This is a genomic window from Micromonospora mangrovicola (assembly GCF_047200535.1).
Lineage (GTDB): Bacteria > Actinomycetota > Actinomycetes > Mycobacteriales > Micromonosporaceae > Micromonospora.
The window spans coordinates 1-16,415 of record NZ_JBJZOG010000016.1; the positions used below are offsets into that span (position 1 = coordinate 1).

The window sequence follows — 16,415 nt, forward strand, 5'->3', positions numbered from 1 at the left end:
AACGGGCCTTGGTGGTCCCCCCGTCGTACGTGCCGAGCTTGAGCTCCGTCGCGCCGGACTGGTCGGAGCTGTAGTCGGTCTGCACGAAGGCGTCGTAGTTCGGCTTCAACGTGACCGCCGGGTCGATGGTCACCGGGAAGACGGTCTTGGGGTCGTTCAGCCACCGCTGGTCCGGGGTGAGGGTCACGGCCAGCCGACCGGCCTTCGCCGCGCCGACCTTCTTGGCCACGGTGGCCCGGCGCACCCGCTCGCCCGACTGCGGGTCGCTCTGGGCGTCCCACATCTGCGGCTGCGGGGAGACGCCGACGACGGCGCCGTCCTTCCGCCGGATCTCGAAACCGCCGCGCTTGTCGTCGGTCAGCGTCACGCCCTTGCCCCGCAGGGGCAGGGACAGGGCGCGCACCTCGGCCGCCGCCGCACGGTTCTTCACCACCAGGAACTGCTCGAAGCCGGTCCGGGTGGACTCCACCACCAGGTCGACGCCGGGGCGCACCTCCGGATAGGTGGCCTTCGTCCCCTCCACCACGGGAGCGGGCAGCCGGCCGGACCACCCTAGGGAGATCGTGCCCCCGTCGGTCGACACCGTCACGAGGTCGTGCTCGCCCGCACCGGCCGCGCCGGACAGGCGCAGCCCGGCTGGGTGGGCCTTGGCGGCGACCGACCCGTCGGCCTGCGGCGCGAGCGAGAAGTCCACCGGCTGCCAGCCGCCGGTCTTCCCGTCCCGCATGCGCACCGGGCCCAGGTGGACCTCCGCCTCCACCCGGCCGTCGGGGAGTGCCCAGAAGTCGGACGTCTCCGAAGTCATCCCCGTGATGTGGACCTTCTTGTTGGTCAACCGGGCCGTCGCCAGTGCCGCCGCCTCGTCCGGACGTTCGAGCACCTGTGGCCCGGCGTGCGTGGCCTTGGTCGCCGGCTGCGAAGCCGCGGCAGCCGGCGGTGCGGCAACCCAGTCGGCCATCGTTGCCGCCAGCAGTACCGACAAGCCGACCGCGAGGGCGCGGCCGCTCCGGCCCCGGGACGGCCACGGGATCCGGGGCATCGGACCCCGGACAGGTCTTCCTGTATTCACTGATTCTCCTAGATGAAGCAGGGGGTGATCAGCGAACTACGGCCGGCGTTGACACCTCAGCCGCCGATAGAAGGAAAAGAATTGCCTGGCCGGCGGATGTACAACGATCAATGAGGAGCCTTGACGCAGGCCGGCGACCCGGCCACGGAGCGGCGGCAGCAGCCACCAAAGCGATGTGACCGGGATCACAGGGATGCCCTGCCTTCTCGGCTGCCCGACTCACCCCACGCGTTCATCGACACGACACCGTCCCGTGGCCGGACGGCCGCCGGCGAGGGTGAGTCCGAGTGAGCGACGGACGCCGCGCCTGGAAAGTGCGGCCTTACTCACGCCGCCAGCCGGACACATTTCGGGCATCGGTCGCGCCCGGGACAGCGGTCACGCGCGACGAGTGCGGCTACGCACGGTAGCGGCGCATGATAGCGAACCTGTCACACAACCGTCATCATCTCAACAGGCGAATCGCAATATCCTCTGGCAGCATTGGCTGGCATGTGCGGACTTGCCGGAGAGTTCCGCCGTGACGGTTCACGCGCCGATGTGTCGGCGGTGGAGCGGATGGCGGCCACGATGAGTGACCGAGGCCCGGATGACAGCGGGGTCTGGTCGCAGGGACCGACCGCGCTGGGACACCGGCGCCTGAAGATCATCGACCTCTCCGCGGCGAGCGGCCAACCGATCGTGGACGCCGCCGCCGGGCTCACCGGGGTCTTCAACGGTTGCATCTACAACTACCGTGAGCTGCGCGAGGAACTGCAGGCCAAGGGCCACCGCTTCTTCTCCTCGGGCGACAGCGAGGTCGTGGTCAAGGCGTACGCCGAGTGGGGCCTGGACTTCGTCGACCACCTGATCGGCATGTTCGCCGTGGCGATCAGCGAGCGGGACACCGGCCGGCTGGTGCTGGCCCGGGACCGGCTCGGCATCAAGCCGCTCTACCTGGCCGAGAGTCCCGGCGTGGTCCGCTTCGCCAGCACCCTGCCGGCGCTGCTCGCGGGCGGCGGGATCGACACCTCGATCGACCCGGTGGCGCTCGCCCACTACCTGAGCTTCCACAGCATCGTGCCGCCGCCGCGGACCATCCTGCGCGGGGTCACCAAGCTTCCCCCGGCCACCGTCCGGGTGTACGAGCCGGACGGCTCCACCCGCGAGCGGGTGTACTGGGACCCGGCGTTCACCCGGGCCGCCGAGCGGGCCGACTGGTCGGAGCGGGACTGGCAGGACGCCCTGCTGGAGTCGCTGACCACCGCCGTCCGCCGCCGGATGGTCGCCGACGTGCCGGTCGGCGTGCTGCTCTCCGGCGGGCTGGACTCCAGCCTGGTGGTGGCGCTGCTCGCCGGGGAGGGGCAGACCCGTTCCGGCCTCTCCACCTTCTCCATCGGCTTCGACGCCGTCGGCGGCCGGGCGGGCGACGAGTTCGTCTACTCCGACCTGGTGGCGAAGACGTTCGGCACCGACCACCACCAGATCAAGGTGCCCACCGGCGACCTCGTGCCGCCGCTGGAGGCCGCCGTCGAAGCGATGAGCGAGCCCATGGTCAGCCACGACTGCGTGGCGTTCTACCTGCTCAGCCAGGAGGTCGCCCGGCACGTCAAGGTGGTCCAGTCCGGCCAGGGCGCGGACGAGATCCTGGGCGGCTACCACTGGTACCCGCCGTTGGCCGGGATGGACCGGGAGCAGGCGCTGGAGACGTACGCCAAGGCGTTCTTCGACCGCGACGCGGCCGGCCTGGCCCGGGTGCTCAACCCGGCCTGGCTGGCCGGCGGCGACCCGGCCCGGGAGTTCGCGGCCGCGCACCTGTCCCGACCGGGCGCGCAGACCGCGGTCGACGCCGGCCTGCGGATCGACACCCAGATCATGCTCACCGACGACCCGGTGAAGCGGGTGGACAACATGACCATGGCGCACGGGCTGGAGGCCCGGGTGCCGTTCCTCGACCACGAGTTCGTGGAGCTGGCGGCGAGCTGCCCGCCGGAGCTGAAGCTGGCCCAGGGCGGCAAGGGCGTGCTCAAGGAGATCGGCCGGCGGGTGCTGCCGCACGAGGTCATCGACCGGCCGAAGGGCTACTTCCCGGTGCCGGGCCTCACCCACCTGGAGGGCAAGCTCCTCGACCGGGTACGCGACGCCCTCACCGCGCCGGAGGCCCGCCGCCGCGACCTGTTCCGCGCCGACTACGTCGACGCGCTGCTCGCCGACCCGAACGCCGAACTCACTCCGCTGAACGGAAACAAGCTGTGGCAGCTCGGACTCCTGGAAATGTGGCTCCAGAGCCACGGAATCGACTGACCGTGACCGACACCCTCGCCACCGGCACGGCCCGTACCGACCGGGAACGGGTGCTGGGCCGGCGCCGGGAACGCGTCGGCCCGGGCGGCGACCCGATCGCCCCCGGCGGCCCCGAGCCCCGCCGTGAACCCCGCCGACAGCCGTCCGGCGACACCGGTGTCGTGCTCGACTGCGGCTGGGGCCGGCTGGTCTTCGGGCAGACCTTCACCGAACAGGCCGACGTCGCCCACGTGCTGCGCTCCGAGGCGGCCGGCGCCCGGGACATCTGCATCTATCTGCGTGACCCGCACGTGCTGGTCTCCCGGCTCCCGGACGAGCTGTTCATCGACCCGTCGCTGACCTACCGGCTGCCGCTCGGCGAGCGCCGGCCGGCGGCCACCGAGGGCAGCGAAATCCCCGGCCTGAGCATCCGCCCGCTGCGCGACGCGGACGACGCGGAGGCGGTGAACCGGATCTACGCCCGCAACGGCATGGTCACCGCGCCGGTCGAGGTGCTGGTGGACAACGCCGGGACCGACCGATTCCTGCACCTCGTGGCGGAGGACGCCACCGGCGAGGTGGTCGGCACCATCACCGGCGTGGACCACGTCGCGGTCTTCGCCGACCCCGAGAGCGGGGCCAGCCTGTGGTGCCTGACGGTGGACTTCAACACCGCGCCGCCCGGCACCGGCCAGGCCCTGCTCACCGAACTGGCCGACCGGCTCGACGAACGCGGGCGGGCCTTCGTCGACCTCTCGGTGCTCGCCGAGAACGACGGGGCGATCCGGCTCTACGAGCGGCTCGGCTTCCACCGCACCGGGACGCTCTGTGTGAAGCGGAAGAACCCCATCAACGAGCGGCTGTTCCTGCCCGCCATGCCGGAGGGGTACGACGAGCTCAACCCGTACGCGAAGATCGTCGCGGACGAAGCCATGCGCCGCGGCATCCGGGTGGAGGTCACCGACCCGCACTGGGGTGAGCTGAAGCTGACCAACGGCGGCCGGGCCATCCACACCCGCGAGTCGCTGTCCGAGCTGACCTCGGCGGTGGCGATGAGCCGCTGCGACGACAAGCGGGTGACCCGGCGCATCCTCACCCAGGCCGGGCTCTCCGTGCCGCGGGGCCGGACGGCCACCGGCGAACCGGACGACCTCGCATTCCTCGAGGACGTGGGACCGGTGGTGGTGAAGCCGGCCCGCGGCGAGCAGGGCAACGGCATCACCGTCGGGGTCCGCACCCCCGAGGCGCTGGCCGCCGCGGTCGAGCTGGCCCGCCGGTTCTGCCCGGACGTGCTGATCGAGGAGCTGCGCGACGGCGATGACCTGCGGGTGGTCGTCATCGACCACGAGGTGGTCGCCGCCGCCGTGCGCCGCCCCGCGCAGGTCACCGGGGACGGGGTGCACGACATCACCGAGCTGATCGATCGGCAGAGCCGGCGGCGGGCCGCCGCCACCGGCGGCGAATCCCGCATCCCGATCGACGCCATGACGCGCGAGGTCGTCGCCGAGGCCGGCTACCGGATGCACGACGTGCTCCCCGAGGGCGAGGTGCTCGCGGTACGCCGGACCGCCAACCTGCACACCGGCGGCACCATCCACGACGTGACCGCCGAGCTGCACCCGACGATCGCCGAGGCCTGCGTGGCGGCCAGCCGGGCGCTGGACATCCCGGTCACCGGGCTGGACCTGCTGGTGCCCGCTCCCGACCGGCCGGAGCACGTCTTCATCGAGGCGAACGAGAGACCCGGCCTGGCCAACCACGAGCCGCAGCCGACCGCGGAACGCTTCGTCGACCTGCTCTTCCCGGGCACCCGGGCACCGCAGCGTCTCTGGTCGCCGGCGGGTGCGGCAAGCTCTGGGGCATGACCGCACGCAAGCCCGAACCGCTCAAGCTCGACCTCGACTACCTCCGCCAGGTGCTGGTGGAGCTGCTGGAGATCCCCAGCCCGTCGGGGCGTACCGACCACATCCAGCAGTACGTCGGCGAGCGGCTGTCGGCGCTCGGCATCTCCTCGACGCTGACCCGGCGGGGGGCGCTCAGCGCCTCCCTGCCGGGTCCGCGGGAGACCGGGGCCGACCGGGCGGTCGTGGTGCACACCGACACCATCGGCGGCATGGTGAAGCGGCTGAAGGAGAACGGCCGCCTGGAGCTGAAGCCGATCGGCACGCACAGCGCCCGGTTCGCTGAGGGCGCCCACGTGCGGATCTTCACCGACGACCTGGAGCGGGTGATCACCGGCCAGGTGCTGCCGCTCAAGGCCAGCGGGCACCGCTACAACGAGGGCGTCGACTCGCAGGGCATCGGCTGGGAGCAGGTCGAGGTCCGGGTGGACGAGCCGGTGCATGACATCGCCGGCCTCCGGGCGCTGGGCATCGACGCGGGAGACTTCGTGGCGTTCCTGCCCAACCCGACGGTCACCCCGAACGGGTACGTGAAGTCCCGGCACCTGGACGACAAGGCCGGGGTGGCCGCCGTGCTGACCGCGTTCAAGGCGATGGTCGATGCCGGGGTCACCCCCGCGGTCACCGCGCACCTGCTGGTCACGGTCACCGAGGAGATCGGGCACGGGGCCAGTCACGGGCTCGATCCGGACGTGGCGGAGATCGTCTCGGTGGACGCGGCGGTGGTCGCCCCGGGCCAGCAGTCCCGGGAGGACGCGGCGACCCTGGCCATGGGCGACGGGGTCGGCCCGTTCGACTACCACCTGACCCGCAACCTGGCCTCGATCGCCCGCGAGCACGGCGTCGACCTGGTCCGGGACGTCTTCGACTACTACCGGTCGGACGTGGCGGCCGCGGTCGAGGCGGGCGCGCACGCCCGGGTGGCGCTGCTCGGCTTCGGCGTGGACGCCACCCACGGGCACGAGCGGACGCGTCTCGACGGCCTGGTCCACCTCACCCAGCTGCTCTGCCTCTACCTGCAGAGCCCGCTGGTCTTCCCCGAATGGGACGCCGAACCCGAGGGCGACCTCGCCGACTTTCCCTCGCTGGCCGTCCAGCCGGCCTCCGAGGACGGCCCCCGCGAGGGCCCGATCGGCCTCGACTGAGGGCCGCGGGAGAGCCTGGGGCGCAGGCTCCCGGCTCCCCAGGCCGGCAGGGTCCGCGGATGACTACGAACTTGATGACACTGGCGGATCACCGCTCCGGCCCGCCCTGATTCACCCACGTCATCAAGTTCGTAGCGAACGGCACAAGACCTCCGGCCGGCCGGCGCCGACCCCTGCGGCAACCCCCCGAGCGGCGACCGCCCGGTTCCGGTACCACCTGTGATCCAAATCCGTTGCCGGGGTCACCGGGAGTGGATAGCGTGGCGGTACACGGGAAAGGAGGTGGTCCAGACTTGTATAGCAATCGGACTCGTGAGGTGGCTGTCCGCTAGCCGCTGTCCTCGACAGTGATCCCGTCCGCCGCGAGGCGGACAACCAGGCACAATCGTCGAGACCGTGTGGCAGCGGTGCGGCGAATCCACGACAGCCACCCGACCCCCGGGGTGCCGGCCCAAGTCCAGCCGGCCCGCGCGCGAGCGCGGAAGCCCCGGGGGTCGCTTCATGCCAGCGGCAGGAGGCGCCGTGTCCATGCGCGAGCTGGTGGTGCTCGGTACGGCCAGCCAGGCCCCGACCCGACAGCGCAACCACAACGGCTACCTGCTGCGCTGGGACGACGAGGTGCTCCTCTTCGACCCGGGCGAGGGCAGCCAGCGGCAGATGCTGCACACCGGGATCTCCGCCACGGACCTCACCCGGATCTGCGTCACCCACTTCCACGGCGACCACTGCCTGGGGCTGCCCGGCGTGATCCAGCGCCTCTCCCTGGACCGGGTGCCCCACCCGGTGGCCGTGCACTTCCCGGCCGGCGGCGCTGACTACTTCGCCCGACTGCGCCACGCGTCGAGCTTCTACGAGACCGCCGAGCTGGCCGTCGAGCCGATCGACACCGACGGGCAGCGGATCAGCCTGCCCATCGGCACCCTGGAGGCGCGCCGGCTGCGGCACCCGATCGAGACCTACGGCTACCGGCTGATCGAGCCGGACGGTTGCCGGATGGTGCCGGAGAAGCTGGCCGCGTACGGCATCGCCGGCCCGGCCGTCGGCAAGCTGCTCCGCGACGGCCACCTGGACCTGGACGGCCGCCGCGTCACCCGGGACGAGGTGAGCGTGACCCGACCGGGGCAGCGGTTCGCCTTCGTGATGGACACCGGGCTCTGCGACGGGGTGTGGGCCCTGGCCGAGCACGCCGACCTGCTGGTGATCGAGTCGACCTTCCTGGAGTCGGAGGCGACGCTCGCCGCCGAGGTCGGTCACCTGACCGCGGCGCAGGCCGCGCGGGTGGCGGCCGAGTCGGGGGTACGCACGCTGCTGCTCACCCACTTCTCCCAGCGGTACGCCGACCCGCGCCGGTTCGCCGACGAGGCCCGCGCGCACTTCACCGGGGACCTGGTGATCGCCGAGGACCTGATGACCGTCCCGGTGCCGCCTCGGCGGGTAGCCTCGGCCGGATGACCGTTTCCCTCCGTCCCGCCACCGAGGCCGATCTGATGGCGGTCGGCGCGCTGCACCAGCGCTCCCGGGTGGCGGCGTACTCGTCGTTCCTGCCCGCGGAGGCGCTGGCCGGGCCGACACCGGAGGCGATGGGCCGGTACTGGGTGGAGCGGCTGGCCTGGGAGGGGACGGACCACCGGATGACCGTCGCCGAGCGCGACGGCCGGCTGGTCGGCTTCAGCTACCTCGGCCCGGACGACGCGGGCGACCCGGCCACCGGCCTGCTCAACGCCATCCATCTGGAGCCGGACGAGCGGGGGCGGGGCACCGGCCGGGCGCTGATGGTCGACGCCCTGGCCGCGATGCAGGCGCGCGGCTGGACCCGGGCGGCGCTGTGGGTGCTCCGGCAGAACGCCCCCGCCCGACGGTTCTACGAGCGCGGTGGCTGGGCGGCCACCGGGGAGGAACGTGACGACCTGATCGGTCCCGCGCTGGTCCCCCAGCTCCGCTACGCCCGGGAGCTGTGAGGGACGAGCCGCGCCGTTCGCTCTGAGCGGATCGGGGCATGGGCCGGCCGGGGCTCGCGTTGGCACCGGCATGGACATCGAGCACAGCGAGCGGGCGGAGGACGCCGCGCTCGACGCGTACTCCCGGGTGGTGAGCGGTGTGGCCGCCCAGGTGCTGCCCAGCGTGGCCGCCCTGGGGGTCCGGACCGCGCGCGGAGCGGGGGCCGGCTCGGCGGTGGTCATCAGCCCGGACGGCCTGCTGCTCACCAGCGCCCACGTGGTGCAGGGGGCCGGGGGCGGCACGGCCGCCTTCGGCGACGGCACCGAGACCCGGTTCCGGGTGGTCGGCGCCGACCCGCTGTCGGACCTGGCGGTGCTGCGCGCGGAACAGGCGAGCGTCGCGCCGGTGGAGCTGGGCGACGCGGACCGGCTGCGGATCGGCCAGCTCGTGGTGGCGGTCGGCAACCCGATGGGGCTGGCCGGCTCGGTCACCGCCGGGGTGGTCTCCGGCCTCGGCCGGTCGCTGCCGGCCCGGGACGGGCGGGTCACCCGGCTGATCGAGGACGTCATCCAGACCGATGCGGCGCTGAACCCCGGCAACTCCGGCGGGGCGCTGGCCGACTCGGCCGGACGGGTGGTCGGAGTCAACACGGCGGTCGCCGGGTACGGACTCGGGCTGGCCGTGCCGGTCAACTCGACCACCCGGCAGATCATCGCCGACCTGACCGCCGACGGCCGGGTCCGGCGGGCCTGGCTGGGCGTCGCCGGGGTGCCCGTGCCGCTGCCGCCGGAGATCACCGCCCGGACCGGGCAACGGCGGGGGCTGCGGGTGGTGGAGGTGGTGCCGGGCAGCCCGGCCGGGGTGGCCGGGATCTACCTCGGCGACGTGATCGTGGCGGCCGGCGGCCGGCCGGTGCAGGACGGCCAGGGCCTGCAACGGCTGATGCTCGGCCCGGCGATCGGGACCCGCCTGCCGGTCACCGTGCTGCGCAAGGGGGCCTACGTCGACGTGGTGGCGGTGCCGACCGAACTGGCCCGCTGACGTGCCGAGGGCCGCCCCGGCAGGGGGCGACCCTCGGCGGGTCCGTCCGGCTCAGCGCGCGCCGAGGTGGGCGAGCAGGTCCTGCCGGGTGAGCACGCCCTTGGGCTTCCCGTCGACCAGCACCAGCGCGGCGTCGGCCTTCTCCAGCAGCGCGACCGCCTCGCTGACCGGCTGCCCGCCACCGATCATCGGCAGCGGCTCGGCCATGTGCCGCTCGATGGTGTCGTGCAGGTGGGCCTGCCCGGTGAAGAGCGCGTCGAGCAGGTCCTTCTCGGCGATCGAGCCGGCCACCTCGCCGGTGACCACCGGCGGCTCGGCCTTGAGCACCGGGAGCTGCGAGACGCCGTACTCGCGCATGTAGTCGATGGCGTCGCGGACCGTCTCGGTCGGGTGCACGTGCACCAGCTCGGGCAGGCCACCCGGCTTGCCGGCGAGCGCGTCGGCCACCGTCGGCTCGGTGCCCGAGTGATCGAGGAAGCCGTACCTGGCCATCCACCTGTCGTTGAAGATCTTGGACAGGTAGCCCTTGCCGCTGTCCGGCAGCAGCACCACGATCACGTCGTCGGGGCCGGCCTTGCGGGCCACCTCCAGAGCGGCCACCACGGCCATGCCGCAGGAGCCGCCGACCAGCAGCCCCTCCTCGCGGGCCAGCCGCCGGGTCATCTCGAAGGACTGCTTGTCCGACACCTCGACGATCTCGTCGGCGACGGACCGGTCGTACGTCTCCGGCCAGAAGTCCTCACCGACGCCCTCGACCAGGTACGGCCGGCCGGTGCCGCCCGAGTAGACCGAACCCTCCGGGTCCGCGCCGACGACCTTGACCCGCCCCTCCGACGCCTCCTTGAGGTAGCGGCCGATGCCGGAGATGGTGCCGCCGGTGCCGACGCCCGCGACGAAGTGGGTGATCCGCCCCTCGGTCTGCTTCCACAGCTCCGGGCCGGTGGTCTCGTAGTGCGAGCGCGGGTTGGCCGGGTTGCTGTACTGGTTGGGCTTCCAGGCGCCGGGGATCTCCCGGGCCAGCCGGTCGGAGACGTTGTAGTAGGAGCGCGGGTCCTCCGGCGCGACCGCGGTCGGGCAGACCACCACCTCGGCGCCGTACGCGCGCAGCACGTCCTGCTTGTCCTGGCTGACCTTGTCCGGGCAGACGAAGACGCACTTGTAACCCTTGAGCTGGGCCACCAGGGCCAGGCCGACGCCGGTGTTGCCGCTGGTCGGCTCGACGATCGTGCCGCCCGGCTTGAGGATCCCGGCCTTCTCGGCGTCCTCCACCATCCGCAGCGCGATCCGGTCCTTGACCGAGCCGCCCGGGTTGACGTACTCCACCTTCGCCAGCACGGTCGTCTGGATGCCCTCGGTCACGTTGCGCAGGCGTACCAGCGGGGTGTTGCCGATCAGCTCGACGACGTTGTCGTAGTACTGCACCTCGTTGTGCCCTTCGTTGCGCCGCCGACGGCGGCCGGGAAGACTTCTGTTCGTCGCCCAGGGTACGGGTCGTCAGGGCACCACATGGCCGGGGATGACGGAGCTGCGACGGGCCTCCCACTCCAGGAACCGCTCGGTCTCGGCGAGCACGCTGCCCGCCAGCCAGGTCACCATCACCGCGTCGTCGGCCAAGCCGAAGATCGCCAGCGGGATCTCCGGCAGCAGGTCGATCGGCGAGACGATGTACGCCGTCGCCGCCGTCATCATGGCCAGCCGCAGGCCCCCGTCGTACTGCCCCTTCGCGGTGGCCCGGATCATCCGGGGCAGCGCGGCCAGCCGGGCACCGAGTGACGGCCCGCCCCGGGCGCCGGTCGCCAATGCCCGGGCCAGCGCGGCGAAGGCCGCGCTCCGCTTCAACGTCTTGCCCATCTGTTCGCCCCTTTCCGCTCGACCAGGGTGCGATGCCGGCGCAAGCCCGGTCCTCCTGCCCGGACAGGTACCCCGAACGGTCCGTTCCCAGCCTCCCGATCACGCGGAGAGCGGGTGTCGCGGTGGCGCGATAATGTCGACCTCATGGGGGACGCTGGTTCCGTCGGCCCGACGGGTTGGCAGCGCGCCCGGCTGATCGCCCGGGTGGCGGCGATCGGCACGGGCGCCACCGTGGCGGCCACCGCCGCGACCGGCGGGGTGCTGCTCGGTCAGGCCCGGCAGGCCCGGCGCATCATCCCGACGGCCGAGGCGCCCCCGCCGCGCTGCGACGGGGTGTACGGCGCGAAGCTCCCCGGCCCGCCGATCACCATGGCCGTCCTCGGCGACTCCTCCGCCGCCGGTTACGGCGTGCACCGCCGCCGCGAGACCCCGGGCGCGCTGCTGGCCACCGGGCTGTCCCGCCGGCTGCTCCGGCCGGTCCGGCTGCACCGGTTCGCGGTGGTCGGCGCCCTGTCGGCCGGGCTCAAGCCGCAGGTCGAGTCGGCCCTCGAGGTCACCCCCGACATCGCCGTCATCCTGATCGGCGGTAACGATGTCACCAACCGCACCTCACCGCCGGTGGCTGTGCGTTACCTGGTCGACGCGGTCCGTACGCTCCGCGGAGCGGGCTGCGAGGTGGTGGTCGGCACCTGCCCCGACCTGGGCGCGATCCGACCGATCCAGCCGCCGCTGCGCTGGCTGGCCCGTCGCTGGAGCCGACAGCTCGCCGCCGCCCAGACGGTCGCGGTGGTGGAGGCGGGTGGCTGGACGGTCTCCCTCGGTGACCTGCTCGGTCCCCGGTTCGCCGCCGAGCCGGCCCGGATGTTCGCCTGGGACCGGTTCCACCCGTCCGCCGAGGGGTACGCGGTCGCCGCGGCCGCGTTGCTGCCCACGGTGCTCTCCGCGCTGGGCGCCGGTCCGGACCGCCGGGCTACGCTCGGCGGCCGGGAAGGCGTACGGTCGCTCCCGAAGGCCGCCCACGAGGCGGCCCGGCACGCCGGCACCGAGGTCAGCGGCGCCCAGGTCCGGGGCCGCGACCGGGGTCCCGCCGGCCGCTGGGCGCAGCTGCGGCGGCGTGCCTTCTTCGGCGTCGGCGCGGTGCCGCAGTCCGGTACTGTCGCCGACTCACCCCAGTTGGAGGGACTGGCATGAGCGAGCGGTACGGGCACCGGGAGGTGACGGCATGAGCGAGCGCAGCGAGTTCGCGGCACGGTTGGGCCGGGCCGCGGCCCTGTCCCTGGTCGCTGGCACGGTGGGCGGGGCGGCCGTGCTCGCCGGCCAGGCCATCGCCGCCCGCAACCGCCCGTACGCCCAGCCCGAGTTGAGCCTCGCGCTGCGGGCCACGGTCGGCCGGACGGGCGCCGCGCCGCTGCGGCTGGTGCTGCTCGGCGACTCCTCGGCGCTCGGCGTCGGGGTGGAACGCTTCGAGGACACGATCGGCGGCCAACTGGCCCATCTGCTCGCCGAGGGGCCGACCGGCCGGCGGGTGCACCTGTCCAGCGTCGGGGTCTCCGGATCCCGCTCCACCGACCTGGCCACCCAGGTGGCCCGGGCGTTGCTCGGCGAGCGGCCCGACGTGGCGGTGATCCTGATCGGGGCGAACGACGCCACCGCGATGGCCCGGCCGGCGGACGCGGCGGCCTACCTCGGGTCGGCGGTGCGCCGGCTGCGCGAGGCGCACGTCGAGGTGGTCGTGGGCACCTGTCCCGATCTCGGCGCGGTCCGCGCGGTCGCCGCCCCGCTGCGGCAGGTGCTCGCCTGGTCGGGCCGGCGGGTCGCTCGCGCCCAGACGGCGGCGGTGCTGGAGGCCGGGGGCACCGTGGTGGAGCTGGGCGTCGAGACCGGCCCGGTGTTCCGGGCGGACGCCGGGACGCTCTGCCACGACGGCTACCACCCCTCCGCCGACGGCTACCGGGTCTGGGCGCACGCCCTGCTGCCGGCGGTCGAGGCGGCGGCGACGGTCGCCTCCCGCCACCACTGAGCGGCCCGGCGGGTGACATTTCCCGCCGGGCGGCGAACTTCCGCGTCAAGTTACCCGCGGGTTAACGTTGGTTCATGCCGATTGAGTCGCCCCGCGACGCCGTCATCGTCGCCACCACCCGTTCCCCCATCGGCCGCGCCGTCAAGGGTTCCCTGAAGGACGTCCGCCCGGACGACCTCGCCGCCACCATCGTCCAGGCCGCCCTCGACAAGGTCCCCGCGCTGGACCCCACCACGATCGACGACCTCTACCTGGGCTGCGGCCTGCCCGGCGGCGAGCAGGGCTTCAACATGGGCCGGGTGGTCGCCACCCTGCTCGGGCTGGACGGCCTGCCCGGCGCCACGCTGACCCGCTACTGCGCCTCCTCGCTGCAGACCACCCGGATGGCGATGCACGCGATCAGGGCCGACGAGGGCGACGTCTTCATCTCCGCCGGCGTCGAGACCGTCTCCCGATACGCGCGGGGCAACTCGGACGCCCTGCCGCCGGAGGCGCAGGCGCTGGTCGGCGGCGGCTGGGAGAACCCGCGCTTCACCGAGGCCCGGGAGCGCTCGCGGGCCCGCGCCCAGGGCGGCGCCGGGGTGTGGACCGACCCGCGCGAGGCCGGCCAACTCCCCGACATCTACCTGGCCATGGGGCAGACCGCGGAGAACCTCGCCCAGGTCTACGACATCACCCGTGAGGACATGGACGCCTTCGGCGTCCGCAGCCAGAACCTGGCCGAGAAGGCGATCGCGGACGGCTTCTGGGCCCGCGAGATCACCCCGGTCACCACCCCGGACGGCACCGTGGTGAGCAGCGACGACGGCCCGCGCGCGGGGGTGAACCTGGAGGGTGTCGCCGGCCTGAAGCCGGTGTTCCGCCCGGACGGCCGGATCACCGCCGGCAACTGCTGCCCGCTCAACGACGGCGCGGCCGCCGTAGTGATCATGAGTGCCCAGCGCGCCCAGGAGCTCGGCCTCACCCCGCTGGCCCGGATCGTCTCCACCGGTGTCACCGCGCTCTCCCCGGAGATCATGGGCCTGGGCCCGGTCGAGGCGTCCCGGCAGGCGCTCAAGCGGGCCGGCATGACCATCGACGACGTCGACCTGGTCGAGATCAACGAGGCGTTCGCCGCCCAGGTGATCCCGTCGTACCGGCAGCTGGGCATCCCGGAGGAGAAGCTGAACGTGATGGGCGGCGCGATCGCCGTCGGTCACCCGTTCGGCATGACCGGCGCCCGGATCACCGGCACCCTGCTCAACGCCCTGGAATGGCACGACAAGACCATCGGTCTGGAGACCATGTGCGTCGGCGGCGGCCAGGGCATGGCCATGGTGCTCGAACGGCTCAACTGAGGTCGATTCACCGGGACGGCAGCCGGGTACGGGAGGCGCCATGGCGAGGGTCGTGGAACGCGAACGGAAGTACTCCGGTGACGAGGAGTTCCGGCTGCCCGATCTGACGGGGTGCGGTGGCGTCGTGACGACGTCCGACGCCACCACCCACGACCTGGACGCGGTCTACCTGGACACCCCCGACCTCCGGCTGGCCCGCAGCGGCTTCGCGCTGCGCCGGCGTACCGGGGGGCACGACGCGGGCTGGCACCTCAAGGTCGGGGCCGCCGGTGGCGCCCGGACCGAGTACCAGTTCCCGGCCGGGCCGGAGGACACCGATCCGCCGGCCGGCCTGGCCGTGCTCTTCCGGGCCGCCGCCCGGGGCGGGCCGGTCGCCCCGGCCGCGCGGATCGTCACCCGCCGGCGGGAACGTCGCCTCCTCGACGCGGCCGGCCGGGTCCTCGCCGAGGTCGCCGAGGACAGCGTCGAGGCCCGCGACCTGGTCAGCGGCGAGCGGCAGGGCTGGCACGAACTGGAGGTCGAGCTGGTCGACGGCGGCGAGGCGTTGCTCGACGCGGTGGACGCCCGGTTGCGGGAGGCCGGTGCCCGCGCGGTGCCGGTCTCCAAGTCGCAGCGCGCCCTCGGTCGGCGGCTCGCCGCCGCCCGCCCCGCGCCCGCCGACCCGCGGGCGGCCCCGGTGCTGGACTACCTGGCCGACCAGCGGGACGCGCTGATCGCCAACTATCCCGGAGCGTGGGGCGGCGACGAGGACGCCGTGCACGACATGCGGGTCGCCGGGCGCCGGCTGCGGTCCACCCTGCGTACCTTCCGGGGGCTGTGGGACCGCTCGGAGAGTGAGGCACTGCGGGCGGAGCTGAGCTGGCTGGGCGGTCAGCTCGGCCCGGTGCGGGACACCCAGGTGATGGCCGTCCGGCTGGCCGAGGCGGTCCGGGCGGAGCCGGACGAGTTGGTACTCGGCCCGGTCGCCGCGCGGCTCGCCGAGCGGTTCGCCGCCGACTTGGCCACCGCCCTCGGCGACCTGCGCGCGGCGCTCGACTCCGACCGCTGCACCGACCTGCTGCGCCGGCTCGACGCGCTGGTGGAGGGGCCGACCGCGAGGCCGGTGGACGCCCGCTGGGTGGGCCGCCGGGTCCGCCGGGCGGTGACCCGGGCGGACCGACGCCTGGACCGGGCACTGGCCGCCGGCGCCGACGACGCGGCGCTGCACGAGGCACGGAAGGCGTACAAGCGGGCCCGGTACGCGGTGGAGGTGCGCGAGCCGGCCGTCGGTGGGCCCGTGGGCAGGCTGGTGGGCCGGCTCAAGGAGCTTCAGGACCAGCTCGGCGCGCATCAGGACTCGGTGGTGACCCGCGAGGTGCTGCGCCGGCAGGCGCTGCGCGCGTACGCCGACGGGGAGAACACCTTCACGTACGGAATCCTGCACGCCCGGCAGGCCGCCGGGGCGGACCGGGACGTCCCGGCCCTGGTCCGGGCCGCGGAGCGGGCGCGAAAGCGGAAGGTGCGGCGCTGGCTTAAGGGTTGAGCGCTCAGAGCGCCGAGCGGGTCGCCGAGATCGTGGCAGCGGCCCGGGACAGCACTGTCTCGGGCGCACCGGCCGTCACCAGGTCGGCGGCGACCACCCGGAGCTGATCGGGCAGGACCAGGTCGGTGCCGAGCCGGGGTACGTCCCGACGCGGCTCGCCCGCCACGTCCGCGGCCAGGTTGGCAATCTCCTGCACCAGCTTGTGCACCAGGTCGGCCCGGGACACGTTGCCGCCCTCGGCCTGCGCCGACCAGCGCGGCTGCTCCCAGTGCCCGACCTGACGGACCAGCAGTTCGACCGCCCGGTCCAGTTCCGCTGCGCTCATCGCG

General features: G+C 73.5%; 12 protein-coding genes and 2 pseudogenes. 10 read left to right on the forward strand and 4 right to left on the reverse strand.

What is annotated here, in order from left to right:
* Window positions 1-880 (reverse strand): annotated as a pseudogene (locus ACL02O_RS09310) (RHS repeat-associated core domain-containing protein); the annotation flags it as partial.
* A gap of 681 nt (window positions 881-1,561) precedes the next feature.
* On the opposite strand from ACL02O_RS09310, the gene ACL02O_RS09315 reads away from it, so the two are divergent.
* The 6 genes from ACL02O_RS09315 to ACL02O_RS09340 all read left to right on the forward strand — a co-directional run bounded on the left by ACL02O_RS09315 (window position 1,562) and on the right by ACL02O_RS09340 (window position 9,356).
* On the forward strand, window positions 1,562-3,352 hold the full coding sequence (locus tag ACL02O_RS09315; protein ID WP_412817590.1) for an N-acetylglutaminylglutamine amidotransferase: 1,791 nt from the start codon (window positions 1,562-1,564) through the stop codon (window positions 3,350-3,352).
* A 2-nt stretch (window positions 3,353-3,354) separates the two neighbouring features.
* The gene (gene ngg, locus ACL02O_RS09320) at window positions 3,355-5,196 is read left to right on the forward strand and encodes an N-acetylglutaminylglutamine synthetase (protein ID WP_412817591.1); all 1,842 of its coding nucleotides are present in this window, start codon (window positions 3,355-3,357) and stop codon (window positions 5,194-5,196) included.
* Window positions 5,193-6,377: an osmoprotectant NAGGN system M42 family peptidase gene (locus tag ACL02O_RS09325; RefSeq protein ID WP_412817592.1), complete on the forward strand. Its 1,185-nt coding sequence runs from the start codon at window positions 5,193-5,195 to the stop codon at window positions 6,375-6,377. The genes ngg and ACL02O_RS09325 overlap by 4 nt, the downstream gene beginning before the upstream one ends.
* 522 nt (window positions 6,378-6,899) lie before the next feature.
* The gene (locus ACL02O_RS09330; protein WP_412817593.1) at window positions 6,900-7,829 is read left to right on the forward strand and encodes a ribonuclease Z; all 930 of its coding nucleotides are present in this window, start codon (window positions 6,900-6,902) and stop codon (window positions 7,827-7,829) included.
* Window positions 7,826-8,335, forward strand: coding sequence for a GNAT family N-acetyltransferase (locus ACL02O_RS09335; protein WP_412817594.1), 510 nt, complete (start codon window positions 7,826-7,828; stop codon window positions 8,333-8,335). The genes ACL02O_RS09330 and ACL02O_RS09335 overlap by 4 nt, the downstream gene beginning before the upstream one ends.
* Before the next feature lie 70 nt (window positions 8,336-8,405).
* Complete coding sequence (locus ACL02O_RS09340) at window positions 8,406-9,356, forward strand: S1C family serine protease (protein WP_412817595.1); 951 nt, start codon at window positions 8,406-8,408, stop codon at window positions 9,354-9,356.
* 51 nt (window positions 9,357-9,407) lie between these two features.
* Here ACL02O_RS09340 and ACL02O_RS09345 read toward each other — a convergent pair whose 3' ends face one another.
* Complete coding sequence (locus tag ACL02O_RS09345; protein WP_412817596.1) at window positions 9,408-10,778, reverse strand: cystathionine beta-synthase; 1,371 nt, start codon at window positions 10,776-10,778, stop codon at window positions 9,408-9,410.
* A 72-nt stretch (window positions 10,779-10,850) separates the two neighbouring features.
* Complete coding sequence (locus tag ACL02O_RS09350) at window positions 10,851-11,207, reverse strand: YkvA family protein (protein WP_412817597.1); 357 nt, start codon at window positions 11,205-11,207, stop codon at window positions 10,851-10,853.
* A gap of 144 nt (window positions 11,208-11,351) precedes the next feature.
* Here ACL02O_RS09350 and ACL02O_RS09355 point away from each other — a divergent pair.
* From ACL02O_RS09355 to ACL02O_RS09370, 4 genes and pseudogenes are all read left to right on the forward strand, one after another.
* Window positions 11,352-12,433 (forward strand): annotated as a pseudogene (locus ACL02O_RS09355) (SGNH/GDSL hydrolase family protein).
* A complete protein-coding gene (locus tag ACL02O_RS09360) occupies window positions 12,430-13,227 on the forward strand; it encodes an SGNH/GDSL hydrolase family protein (RefSeq protein ID WP_412817598.1) in 798 nt (265 codons plus the stop codon). The pseudogene ACL02O_RS09355 and the gene ACL02O_RS09360 overlap by 4 nt, the downstream one beginning before the upstream one ends.
* Before the next feature lie 74 nt (window positions 13,228-13,301).
* On the forward strand, window positions 13,302-14,564 hold the full coding sequence (locus tag ACL02O_RS09365) for an acetyl-CoA C-acetyltransferase (RefSeq protein ID WP_412817599.1): 1,263 nt from the start codon (window positions 13,302-13,304) through the stop codon (window positions 14,562-14,564).
* A 40-nt stretch (window positions 14,565-14,604) separates the two neighbouring features.
* On the forward strand, window positions 14,605-16,086 hold the full coding sequence (locus ACL02O_RS09370; protein WP_412817600.1) for a CYTH and CHAD domain-containing protein: 1,482 nt from the start codon (window positions 14,605-14,607) through the stop codon (window positions 16,084-16,086).
* Between the two features lie 4 nt (window positions 16,087-16,090).
* Here the strand turns inward: ACL02O_RS09370 and ACL02O_RS09375 are convergent, their stop codons facing one another.
* A complete protein-coding gene (locus ACL02O_RS09375) occupies window positions 16,091-16,411 on the reverse strand; it encodes a hypothetical protein (RefSeq protein WP_412817601.1) in 321 nt (106 codons plus the stop codon).
* Window positions 16,412-16,415 lie beyond the last annotated feature (4 nt).

Coding starts and splice junctions, on each gene's coding strand:
- ACL02O_RS09315 (WP_412817590.1), top strand. CDS start 1,562: ATGTGCGGACTTGCCGGAGAGTTCCGCCGTGACGGTTCACGCGCCGAT.
- ACL02O_RS09325 (WP_412817592.1), top strand. CDS start 5,193: ATGACCGCACGCAAGCCCGAACCGCTCAAGCTCGACCTCGACTACCTC.
- ACL02O_RS09335 (WP_412817594.1), top strand. CDS start 7,826: ATGACCGTTTCCCTCCGTCCCGCCACCGAGGCCGATCTGATGGCGGTC.
- ACL02O_RS09340 (WP_412817595.1), top strand. CDS start 8,406: ATGGACATCGAGCACAGCGAGCGGGCGGAGGACGCCGCGCTCGACGCG.
- ACL02O_RS09350 (WP_412817597.1), bottom strand. CDS start 11,207: ATGGGCAAGACGTTGAAGCGGAGCGCGGCCTTCGCCGCGCTGGCCCGG.
- ACL02O_RS09360 (WP_412817598.1), top strand. CDS start 12,430: ATGAGCGAGCGCAGCGAGTTCGCGGCACGGTTGGGCCGGGCCGCGGCC.
- ACL02O_RS09365 (WP_412817599.1), top strand. CDS start 13,302: ATGCCGATTGAGTCGCCCCGCGACGCCGTCATCGTCGCCACCACCCGT.
- ACL02O_RS09370 (WP_412817600.1), top strand. CDS start 14,605: ATGGCGAGGGTCGTGGAACGCGAACGGAAGTACTCCGGTGACGAGGAG.
- ACL02O_RS09375 (WP_412817601.1), bottom strand. CDS start 16,411: ATGAGCGCAGCGGAACTGGACCGGGCGGTCGAACTGCTGGTCCGTCAG.